This window comes from Thermosinus carboxydivorans Nor1 (assembly GCF_000169155.1).
Lineage (GTDB): Bacteria > Bacillota > Negativicutes > Sporomusales > Thermosinaceae > Thermosinus > Thermosinus carboxydivorans.
In genome coordinates, this window is sequence record NZ_AAWL01000038.1 from 1 (window position 1) to 9,813 (window position 9,813).

General features: G+C 51.3%; 9 protein-coding genes, 10 tRNA genes and 2 rRNA genes. 3 read left to right on the forward strand and 18 right to left on the reverse strand.

Going from position 1 to position 9,813, the window contains the following annotated elements:
* Positions 1-128: 128 nt before the first annotated feature.
* From TCARDRAFT_RS16125 to TCARDRAFT_RS14755, 4 genes are all read right to left on the reverse strand, one after another.
* A complete protein-coding gene (locus tag TCARDRAFT_RS16125; RefSeq protein ID WP_007290629.1) occupies positions 129-395 on the reverse strand; it encodes a rhodanese-like domain-containing protein in 267 nt (88 codons plus the stop codon).
* Positions 349-1,812, reverse strand: coding sequence for an FAD-dependent oxidoreductase (locus TCARDRAFT_RS14005; protein WP_007290630.1), 1,464 nt, complete (start codon positions 1,810-1,812; stop codon positions 349-351). Before TCARDRAFT_RS14005 ends, TCARDRAFT_RS16125 begins: the two co-directional genes overlap by 47 nt.
* 143 nt (positions 1,813-1,955) lie before the next feature.
* Positions 1,956-3,170, reverse strand: coding sequence for a molybdopterin molybdotransferase MoeA (locus TCARDRAFT_RS14010; RefSeq protein ID WP_007290631.1), 1,215 nt, complete (start codon positions 3,168-3,170; stop codon positions 1,956-1,958).
* A 2-nt stretch (positions 3,171-3,172) separates the two neighbouring features.
* Positions 3,173-3,793 (reverse strand): TorD/DmsD family molecular chaperone, encoded by a 621-nt coding sequence (locus tag TCARDRAFT_RS14755; RefSeq protein ID WP_007290632.1) that lies wholly within the window; start codon positions 3,791-3,793, stop codon positions 3,173-3,175.
* A gap of 207 nt (positions 3,794-4,000) precedes the next feature.
* Here TCARDRAFT_RS14755 and TCARDRAFT_RS14020 point away from each other — a divergent pair, with 207 nt between their 5' ends.
* A complete protein-coding gene (locus tag TCARDRAFT_RS14020; RefSeq protein ID WP_040683499.1) occupies positions 4,001-4,186 on the forward strand; it encodes a small, acid-soluble spore protein, alpha/beta type in 186 nt (61 codons plus the stop codon).
* 48 nt (positions 4,187-4,234) lie between these two features.
* Here TCARDRAFT_RS14020 and TCARDRAFT_RS14025 read toward each other — a convergent pair whose 3' ends face one another.
* The gene (locus TCARDRAFT_RS14025; protein ID WP_007290633.1) at positions 4,235-4,726 is read right to left on the reverse strand and encodes a ferritin; all 492 of its coding nucleotides are present in this window, start codon (positions 4,724-4,726) and stop codon (positions 4,235-4,237) included.
* Positions 4,727-4,982: 256 nt separating this feature from the next.
* Between TCARDRAFT_RS14025 and TCARDRAFT_RS14030 the strand changes: the two genes are divergently transcribed.
* A complete protein-coding gene (locus TCARDRAFT_RS14030; protein WP_007290634.1) occupies positions 4,983-6,242 on the forward strand; it encodes a 3-isopropylmalate dehydratase large subunit in 1,260 nt (419 codons plus the stop codon).
* A gap of 12 nt (positions 6,243-6,254) precedes the next feature.
* Positions 6,255-6,776, forward strand: coding sequence for a 3-isopropylmalate dehydratase small subunit (locus TCARDRAFT_RS14035; protein WP_007290635.1), 522 nt, complete (start codon positions 6,255-6,257; stop codon positions 6,774-6,776).
* A gap of 73 nt (positions 6,777-6,849) precedes the next feature.
* On the opposite strand, the gene TCARDRAFT_RS14040 is transcribed toward TCARDRAFT_RS14035, so the two are convergent.
* From TCARDRAFT_RS14040 to TCARDRAFT_RS14100, 13 genes are all read right to left on the reverse strand, one after another.
* Positions 6,850-7,743: a DUF1848 domain-containing protein gene (locus tag TCARDRAFT_RS14040; RefSeq protein WP_007290636.1), complete on the reverse strand. Its 894-nt coding sequence runs from the start codon at positions 7,741-7,743 to the stop codon at positions 6,850-6,852.
* A 115-nt stretch (positions 7,744-7,858) separates the two neighbouring features.
* Positions 7,859-7,944, reverse strand: a tRNA-Leu gene (locus TCARDRAFT_RS14045).
* Positions 7,945-7,968: 24 nt separating this feature from the next.
* A tRNA-Leu gene (locus TCARDRAFT_RS14050) sits at positions 7,969-8,055 on the reverse strand.
* 12 nt (positions 8,056-8,067) lie between these two features.
* A tRNA-Leu gene (locus TCARDRAFT_RS14055) sits at positions 8,068-8,156 on the reverse strand.
* A 6-nt stretch (positions 8,157-8,162) separates the two neighbouring features.
* Positions 8,163-8,236, reverse strand: a tRNA-Gly gene (locus TCARDRAFT_RS14060).
* Positions 8,237-8,245: 9 nt separating this feature from the next.
* Positions 8,246-8,321: transfer RNA gene (locus TCARDRAFT_RS14065), tRNA-Thr, on the reverse strand.
* A gap of 4 nt (positions 8,322-8,325) precedes the next feature.
* Positions 8,326-8,401: transfer RNA gene (locus TCARDRAFT_RS14070), tRNA-Met, on the reverse strand.
* 6 nt (positions 8,402-8,407) lie between these two features.
* Positions 8,408-8,493, reverse strand: a tRNA-Tyr gene (locus TCARDRAFT_RS14075).
* Positions 8,494-8,498: 5 nt separating this feature from the next.
* Positions 8,499-8,574, reverse strand: a tRNA-Lys gene (locus tag TCARDRAFT_RS14080).
* Between the two features lie 9 nt (positions 8,575-8,583).
* A tRNA-Gln gene (locus TCARDRAFT_RS14085) sits at positions 8,584-8,659 on the reverse strand.
* A 5-nt stretch (positions 8,660-8,664) separates the two neighbouring features.
* Positions 8,665-8,740: transfer RNA gene (locus TCARDRAFT_RS14090), tRNA-Asn, on the reverse strand.
* A gap of 3 nt (positions 8,741-8,743) precedes the next feature.
* A 5S ribosomal RNA gene (gene rrf, locus TCARDRAFT_RS14095) occupies positions 8,744-8,860 on the reverse strand.
* A 62-nt stretch (positions 8,861-8,922) separates the two neighbouring features.
* Positions 8,923-9,813 (reverse strand): 23S ribosomal RNA (locus TCARDRAFT_RS14100); the annotation flags it as partial.

Below are 9,813 nucleotides of genomic sequence, written 5' to 3' on the forward strand. Positions count from 1 at the left end.
ATGTGTGAATTTTGAAACAAAGTTTTCAACAGAAACTCAGCTACTTAGTCCACGGCCGGTCGCCTCCTGGCTCTAAACAAAAAAAAAAGAGAACCGTTCCCGACGGTTCTCCTTCAAACACTGTTATGTTATTTTTCACACTCAAATGGCCAGGCGACAATGCCGCCCTCCATGACTTTCACCTTATCAAAGCCTTCACCCTCTAGGATGAGTGCCGCTTCATAGCCACGCAAACTGATTTTGCAGAAGGCAATAATTTCTTTGTCTTTATCCAGCTCATTCAACCGATTGCGAAGTTGCCCCAACGGGATGTAGCGGATGTCCTTGCAATTTGCCAGCCGGATTTGCTTACATTCTTCGGGCGACTCGGACATCGAGAAAGACAATGTCTTCACAGTTAAGTTTTTCCTTGGCTTCCAAGGGCGAAATGCCTTTCAGCTTGCCGACCAGTTTATTCATAACCGCGTTGGCTGCCACCGCCACATTGTCGATGGGACTGCTGAAGGGCGGTGCGTAAGCCAGGTCAATGTCAAACAGATCGTCGACAGTGCCGCCTAAGGTGATGGCCGTGGCAATCACATCGATACGTTTAGCAATCTCGGCCTCGCCAAAGGCTTGGGCGCCTAAAACCCGGCGCGTATTGGCATCGACAACAATTTTAAGACTCATAAGTTTGGCGCCTGGCATATAGTGCGGCCGGTCATGACCGGCGACTAGGGCGGTTACATATTCATAACCCAGTTCTTTCGCGTCTCGTTCCGTCAGACCAACTTTACCCACGGTAAGGTCCATTACCTTAACGACGACAGTATTGAGGACACCACGGAATTTAGCCTTGGCCCCACAGAGATTTTCGCCAATAACCCGGCCGTGTTTGTTAGCGGTTGACCCCATGGGCGCATAGACCTTGCGGCCGGTAATGATATTGGTATTTTCAACACAGTCGCCGCCGGCATAAATATCGGGGTCGCTGGTCTGCATATGTTCGTTAACAGCAATAGCGCCGGTAACGCCAAGTTGCAGGCCTGCGTCCTTAGCCAGCTCTACATTCGGCCGCACACCTATAGCAAGTATTACTAAATCAGCAGGCAAAACGCGCTTGTCGGTGACAACCTCCCGCACGCTGCCGTCACCGTTGAACCGTTCCACTTTCTCGCCCGTGTAAATGTGGATACCTTTTTCCCGGGCATATTTTTCCACCGCGCCGGCAATTTCCTGGTCAAGGAAGGCGGGAAACACTTGATCTTTCATTTCCACTACAGAAACATCGATTTCCCACATTTTAAGCGCTTCGGCCATTTCTATACCTACCAGACCGGCACCGATAATTACCGCCCGGCTGAATTTGCCGCGTTCCAAACCTTCACGCACCGCTTTGGCATCATTGGGATGCCACATCTGGAAAATGTTGGCCAACTCAATGCCCGGCAGCGGTGGTTTTACCGGCGAAGCACCGGTGGCAATAACCAGTTTGTCATACGGTAGTTCAGCTTCCTCACCTGTCTCCAGATTTTTTACCGTTACCGTCTTACGCTCGCGGTTAATCTTGGTCGCCAACGTCTTTGTTTTGACATCAATATCTTTTACATTTTTGAAAAAAGCAGGATTACGCACCGCGCCGGCAGGAGTCATCATCAACTGTTGGATGTTGTCTACATCACCCGCCACATAATAAGGCATACCGCAGGCGCCGTAAGAAATGAGTTCACCTTTTTCCACTACCGTGATTTGAGCTTTCGGGTCGCAGCGTCTTGCTTTCGACGCCGCTTTCAGGCCAGCGGCCACGCCGCCGATCACCACAATTCGTTTCATCGTTACTACCCTTCCTTCGCTCCCCCTACCCCTGGGGGGTTATTTCTATATCAATTGTATAGTACGAAAAAGAACAAAGTCAATTGTCTTTGCCAGCTTTTGTTATATTTTTCTCATTATTACCACATAAATATACCTAATCCTTAGCCGTTGACTAAAAGGATAACCTCTACTTCCGTACCGGCCGGTAGTGGCGGGCTGTTTTCGGGAATGACAACAAGCGCATTAGCGGCAATGGCCGATTTTAGCATACCATTGCCCTGAAGCGAAAGCGGCTCGGCGAGCAGCCCCGCTTCACCTTGCCAACACCTAGCCCAAACAAAGCGTTTTGCCCCGGTGCTTTTGCCAAACGGCGCTGCCAGCCTAGCTTTAACGCACGGCCGCCACCAATTAGTACGGCCGCTCATTTTGAGCAAAACCGGCCGCACCAACTGTTCGAATGAAATGCTGGCCGCCGCCGGATTACCGGACAAGCCAATAAACAACTTATTTTCTTTCACGCCGGCCAATACCGGCATCCCCGGTTTAATACTGACGCGTTCAAACAGTACCTTCACGCCCAACTTCTTAAAGACTTCGCCGATTAAATCATAATCACCCACCGATGCGCCACCGGTGGTAATACAAACATCACAGTCGGCAGCGTATTCGACAAGTTCGGCAATGGCGTCCACATCGTCGCCGGCCACGCCGAGTAGCCGCGCCTGAGCGCCAGCCTCCTGCACCTGGGCGCTGAGCATGTAGCTATTGGAATTACGAATTTTCCCCGGCACCAACGGTTCATCGACCGCAATGAGCTCGCTGCCGGTGGCAATAAGCGCGACGCGCGGCCGAACATAAACGAGCGGTTCAGCCTTACCCAGTACGGCCAGCATGCCCATCGCACCAGCATTGATAACAGTGCCGGCGGTTAATATAACTTCACCGGTGGCGATTTCTTCGCCGCGCCGACAGATGTTTTTGGCCGCCCCCGCACCGGCCATAATTGAAACGATATCGCCGTCTACCGCCGTATCCTCCAGCCGGATGACACCAGTCGCGCCCGGCGGGATTGGCGCTCCGGTCATAATGCGGCAAGCCGTGCCAGGCCGGACGGATTCACGGGCAACACTACCGGCGGCAATGTTTTCGATCTGACGTAAGCGCACTGGGGCGTCCGGCCGAGCCTGTTCAACCTCAGTGGCAATGACGGCATACCCATCCAAAGGTGAACGGTCAAAGGGCGGAAAATCGATATCGGCAATCACCGTTTCGGCCAGCACGCGCTGCCAGCAGTGCGCCAACGGCTGGCGCTCGACCGGCATGACGGCGACCGCGGCCAACAGCATTTCCTGCGCTATTTCCAATTTTAACGCCATACTTAACTCGCCTCCGCTACTGCCTGCAATTCATGCTCCAGGAACAAGGAAATAACGTAAACAACCTCACGGTAAAACTGCGGAATTTCCAGACTAAACGCGTCCTGGCATAGGTCGCCTACCCAGTCAAGATGTTCGCGAATATAAACCGCCTGGCGCGTGGGGCTTTCCTTTTCCAGCAGAAAGGCGGCAAACTCCAGTTCCAGGCAGAGATGGTCGGGCATACTCCGAAATTCACGGGGAATTTCCAACCCGTATTGTTTATAGAGCTCCAGCATATGGAGCGCAGCATCGCTCATAAGATAACCTTTTTCTTTGGCAATAGGAACTTCGGCCGTTTCATCGAAGGTCCATTGCCGGTATATTGACTCAACTGGCACCAACCGCCGGTCAGGCGGAAAAACGAACGCGCGAAGGTAGGCGTCTTTAAGAGCCTGGACATCGTCAGCCCAACGGCCCCATCCCTGGTAAGCCGCTAAAGGTATATTATACCCTAAAGCAGCAAACGCCTCATGGCAATACTGCACCATGTCCGGTAATTCTTGGGCAAATTCCTCAGTCGGTTCCTTTAACATTTCTGCAAACAGCACATACAATCCAATGCGGTACTCCTGTTTATTCACTCTCAGCCCTCACCTTGCCAAAATTTACGGCGTGCCCACATGATTATTTCTCGTATCTCCTTACCAAACCCTGCTAAGGCCAGAAATATAAATTTCGACTATTGCTAACCATCGGAAAATCACCAACAAAAATTGTCATCATAAATACAGGCTGTTTGTTTCAAGCTATATGAAGAAATACCGTAAAATTCGCCGGAGGTGATACAGATGGATGGAGTCATGTCCGATAAACTCAAAAAAAAGTTGGCCCATGATCTTGGCTTTGGCAACAAGATTGAAGACGGCGACTGGGGTGACGTCACCACCCGCGAAGTAGGAATGATGGTAAGGGAAGCCATAAAACGCGCCGAGCAAACATTGGCAGAGCAAGATACCGACACACTTAAGGCATAAAAATCAAAAGACCCCCCATACGCTTTATACGTCTGGGGAGTCTTTATTTTAACCTTCCCGTTTGCCAAGTTCTTTGTCAAGATAAAGAATAGAACTGCTGCGGTCGCCAACCATCTTGATCCGCTCCAGTACATCGCTGGCGCTGGCTTCTTCTTCCACTTGCTCGGTAATGAACCATTGGAGAAAAACTTGCGTCGCAAGATCTTTCTCTGCGACTGCTGTCTCATACAGATTATGAATCAAACTGGTTATATGCTGTTCATGAGCGAGGACTTTTTCAAAAATTTCAGCCGGCGACCCAAATTCAACCGACGGCGCTTCAATTGCCTTCAGTTCTGCCGTGCCGCCCCGTTCGAGGAGATAATCAAGGATCTTGAGAGCATGGCCAGTTTCTTCCTGGTATTGTACCTTAAGCCAATGGGCAAAGCCTTTTAAATTTTTCGACTCGCAATAAGCCGACATAGCAAGGTAGAGGTAAGCCGACTGAAATTCTGCCTGGATTTGACGATTTAAAGCATCCTGCATTTTAGCACTGATCATAGCAGATCCTCCTTTAATTTGCGCTTGGTAATATTTACCTTGTTTTTATTTTAACAGACTTGTCCAATTATAAGCAAGAGGTTTAATAAATAATTTTTCTCTTTAAATAAACATTTTAATTTACCATCCAATCCCGGCGGCAATATACACTACTCAGAATAAAAAATGCGCCTCCCTCCAATACCGTTCCTTCAATAAATTGCTTGCTCATGTTATAATAAAAACATTTACAAAATGCGACAAGGAGGGTACCCCTATGGGCATGACAATGGCCGAAAAAATCATTGCCAGGGCGGCCAATAAACGCCAAGTTAAGCCCGGCGAATTCGTTTGGGCCAATGTGGACACCGCCATGATGGATGACTTGCTGGGTCCGCGGGTAGTCATCGCCGAGCATATTAAAAGACTGGGCGATCAAATCTGGGATAAAGAAAAAGTAGTTATTATTTCCGACCATTATTCGCCGGCCGCCAACATTACGCAGGCAGAAATTTTACAGTTTACCCGCAATTGGGCCAAGGAATACGGTATCAATAAGTACTACGAAGGGCTTGGCCCCTGTCATCAGGTTTTGGCAGAAAAAGGCTTTGATATCCCTGGGACACTGATGGTCGGAACGGATTCCCATACTACGACCGCCGGGGCTTTCGGCTGTTTTGGGACGGGTATCGGTTCCACAGAAATGTTGGGCGTGCTGGTTTCCGGACAGATCTGGCTGCGCGTTCCGGAAACAATGCTATTCGTCTGGCACGGCAAACTGCAACAAGGCGTCTACGCCAAAGATATTATCCTCCGGACGATCAAGGAAATCGGCCAAGCCGGAGCAACTTACAAAGTTATGGAATTTGCCGGCAGCTGTATCGAAAATCTCTCGGTCGACGAGCGGATGACCATTGCAAATATGGCCGTTGAAGCAGGCGCTAAAACAGGTTTAATGGCGCCGGACGACAAGGTCTTCGCCTATTTGGAAAGCATCGGCGCGCCGAAAGGCACGCCGCTGTACAGCGACCCCGACGCTGAATACGCGCAGAAATTTGAGTTTAACGCCGATACGTTGGTCCCACAGATTGCCCTTCCCCACGAAGTGGACAAAGTAGTAGACATCACCGAGGCCGAAGGCGAAGTCATTCATCAAGCCTATCTTGGTTCTTGCACCAACGGCCGATACCCGGACCTTGTCGAAGCGGCCAAGATCCTAAAAGGGCGAAAAGTCCATCCTGATGTGCGGCTATTGGTATCGCCGGCGTCGCGGTCAATTTATCATCGCGCCGTCCGCGAGGGAATTATCGAAATTCTGTCCGATGCCGGCGCCATGATTTTGGCCCCAAGCTGCGGCGCCTGCCTGGGACTCCACAGCGGCATCCTCGCCCGGGGCGAGCGGGCTATCTCGTCCACCAACCGGAACTTTGTCGGCCGCATGGGGCATAAAGAAGCAGAAATCTTCCTGGCCTCTCCTGCCTCGGTAGCGGCGGCCGCCATTGAAGGCAAAATTACTGATCCGCGGAAATTCTTATAGGAGGAAGAAGGTATGAAAATCTTACAGGGCAATGTCCTCAAGTACGGTGACAATATTAATACCGACCTTATTTCCCCTCCTCAGTACCTTGAAAAGTCACTGGAAATTATCGCCCAGCATGCCATGGAAGGCATCGACGAACAATTCACCAAAAAAATCAAACCCGGTGATATTCTCGTAGCTGGCGCCAACTTTGGCCCGGGTTCCAGCCGGGAAACAGCGCCCATTGCGCTAAAAATGGCCGGCGTTGGCGCCATCGTGGCCAAATTTTTTGCCCGCATCTTTTACCGTAACGCTATCAACATTGGTCTTCCCGTACTGGAATGTCAAGAAGTAGACCGCATCCGCGACGGTGACACGATCGCCATAAACCTGCAAACCGGCGAAATTGCTAACAAGACCACCGGCGAAACCTATAAGGCTACCCCGCTGTCGGAACCGGTCATGGAAATTCTTTCGGCCGGTGGTCTCATTCCTTACCTTGAAAAAAAGTATGGCCGTGACTTCGTCGACTATAAGATGGAAAAATACTAGAAAGCAAAAAGTTAAAAGCAGCGACGCTGAATTAGTAAGCCCGATACAAGGCAGAGCCTTGTACCGGGCTTGTTTATGCTTCATACCAACCGATAAGGGACGGAGAAACAGGATCGTGAGCCAGCCGGTTTTTGTATGCGGCATGATATGTACCGGCATAGCAATATAGGCAGCCATGTAAACACGTATCATAAAACCCGATATCTTTGCTCGGCACGCAGCCGCAGGCGGGCCGTTGCGACTTGTCTTTGCCGGCCGCTACTTGGATGCCAAAGACGGCGCGTAGATATTTATCGTCAATGCATTTTCCGGGAAAAATGCCATAAGGCTTGAGGTCATAAATCTCGGCGCAACTGAAAATTTCCATGTCATGCTTTCGCGCTATAGTACTAAGACAGGTCATTAGGTCGGCAAAAGCGTCGCCGCTATAGTCTGTCCTAACCGTAATCCCCTGCTGGGCTAGCTTACGAAAATTGGATGCCGCCTTGCGGTATTCATCGGCCAAGCTGACAACAACCCGCCGGGTAAAGCCCTCCAGCTGCGCCGCCAACGCCGCGAAATTACGCCGATGATATTCATAGTCGGTTATGTCGCTCACCAAGATGGGATCATAACGCCAGATAAGTTTATCCGCTCCTATCATGCCGGCAAGTTCCCGGAAATTCACCATTGACTGCTCTACAGAAGGAGCATAGGGCTCCAGCATTAACGGATACCCTGTTAGGGTGTAATGAAAATAGTAGCGGTAGCCTCGCGCTGATAATTCTGATAGATAAGGAAGCAGCGGCCGGGCGTTGCGCGTCCAAAAAACAATAACATCTACATCGCCGGGCTGCAAAGAAACATAAGCTACCTGTTTCCGGTTAAAGGGATTGATAACCGTACAAAACCCTGCGCGTATTCTGTTAATGAACCATTCGGAGTAAAACGCCGGTATGTCCGTCCTGCGGCTGGCGCTGATAATCAAGTTGCTGCCTCCTTAGCTCATACGTTACCTGGTTCCATTATGACACGGACTGAACTAAAATAAAATATGAAAGAAGGCTTTCAAGATTACTCCTGAAAGCCTTCTTAAATAGTTTTGGTGCGGTTGGTGAGATTTGAACTCACACGCCTTTTGGGCGCCACCCCCTCAAGATGGTGCGTCTGCCAGTTCCGCCACAACCGCATATTGGGGGAGGGTAAAATGAAATGGTGCGGTCGAGAGGATTTGAACCTCCATGGAGTTGCCTCCACTAGATCCTGAGTCTAGCGCGTCTGCCAATTCCGCCACGACCGCGTGTAAATTTTCTGGTGCCGAGGACCGGAATCGAACCGGTACGGGTGTTACCACCCGAGGGATTTTAAGTCCCTTGCGTCTGCCAGTTCCGCCACCCCGGCAGTTAATGGAGCGGGTGATGGGAATCGAACCCACGCAACCAGCTTGGAAGGCTGGGGCTCTACCATTGAGCTACACCCGCATTGTTAAATGGAGCTGATGGCCGGGATTGAACCGGCGACCTTATCCTTACCAAGGATACGCTCTGCCAACTGAGCTACACCAGCATGTTGGTTGCGGGGGCAGGACTTGAACCTGCGACCTTCGGGTTATGAGCCCGACGAGCTACCAACTGCTCCACCCCGCGATAATATGGTGGAGGGGGTTGGATTCGAACCAACGAAGGCGAACGCCGGCAGATTTACAGTCTGCTCCCTTTGGCCACTCGGGAACCCCTCCGGGTTTGGTGACCCACGATGGACTCGAACCATCGACACCCTGATTAAAAGTCAGGTGCTCTACCAACTGAGCTAGTGGGTCATATTAAGTTGGCAGGGGCGGCTGGACTCGAACCAACGCATGCGGGAGTCAAAGTCCCGTGCCTTACCGACTTGGCTACGCCCCTATAATTGGCTCCCCGGGCAGGACTCGAACCTGCGACCGATCGGTTAACAGCCGATTGCTCTACCGACTGAGCTACCGAGGAATATACCGGCGTCTACCTATCCTCCCAGGCCGTCTCCAGCCAAGTACTTTCGGCGTTTACGGGCTTAACTTCTGTGTTCGGTATGGGAACAGGTGGATCCCCGTAGCTATCGACACCGGATATTTATTTTGGGGAAATCCCTGAAAGCTGCACAGAAGTTTTTCGCACATTTTTTAGCCTTTTAGGTCAAGCCCTCGGCCGATTAGTACCAGTCCGCTCAAGCGGTTGCCCGCCTTACACTCCTGGCCTATCTACCTTGTCTTCTGCAAGGGGCCTTACCAAACTTCCGTTGTGAGAGACCTCATCTTAAGGCCGGTTTCACGCTTAGATGCTTTCAGCGTTTATCCGTTCCGGACGTAGCTACCCAGCTGTACACCTGGCGGTATAACTGGTACACCATTGGTCCGTCCACTCCGGTCCTCTCGTACTAGGAGCAGCTCCTCTCAAGTCTCTTGCGCCCGCGATGGATAGGGACCGAACTGTCTCACGACGTTCTGAACCCAGCTCACGTACCACTTTAATGGGCGAACAGCCCAACCCTTGGGACCTACTTCAGCCCCAGGATGTGATGAGCCGACATCGAGGTGCCAAACCTCCCCGTCGATATGGACTCTTGGGGGAGATTAGCCTGTTATCCCCAGGGTAGCTTTTATCCGTTGAGCGATGGCCCTTCCACTCGGTACCACCGGATCACTAAGCCCGACTTTCGTCCCTGCTCGACCTGTCCGTCTCGCAGTCAAGCTCCCTTCTGCCTTTACACTCTCCGCGCGATTTCCATCCGCGCTGAGGGAACCTTTGGGCGCCTCCGTTACTCTTTCGGAGGCGACCGCCCCAGTCAAACTGCCCGCCTGACACTGTCCTGAGGTTCGTTACTCCTCCAGTTAGAACTCCAGTAAACCAAGGGTGGTATCCCAACGTCGACTCCACACGAGCTTGCGCCCATGCTTCTCTGTCTCCCACCTATCCTGTACATGCTTTACCAAAATCCAATGTCAGGTTGCAGTAAAGCTCCATGGGTCTTTCTGTCCAGTCGCGGGTAACCTGCATCTTCACAGGTATTTCAATTTCACCGG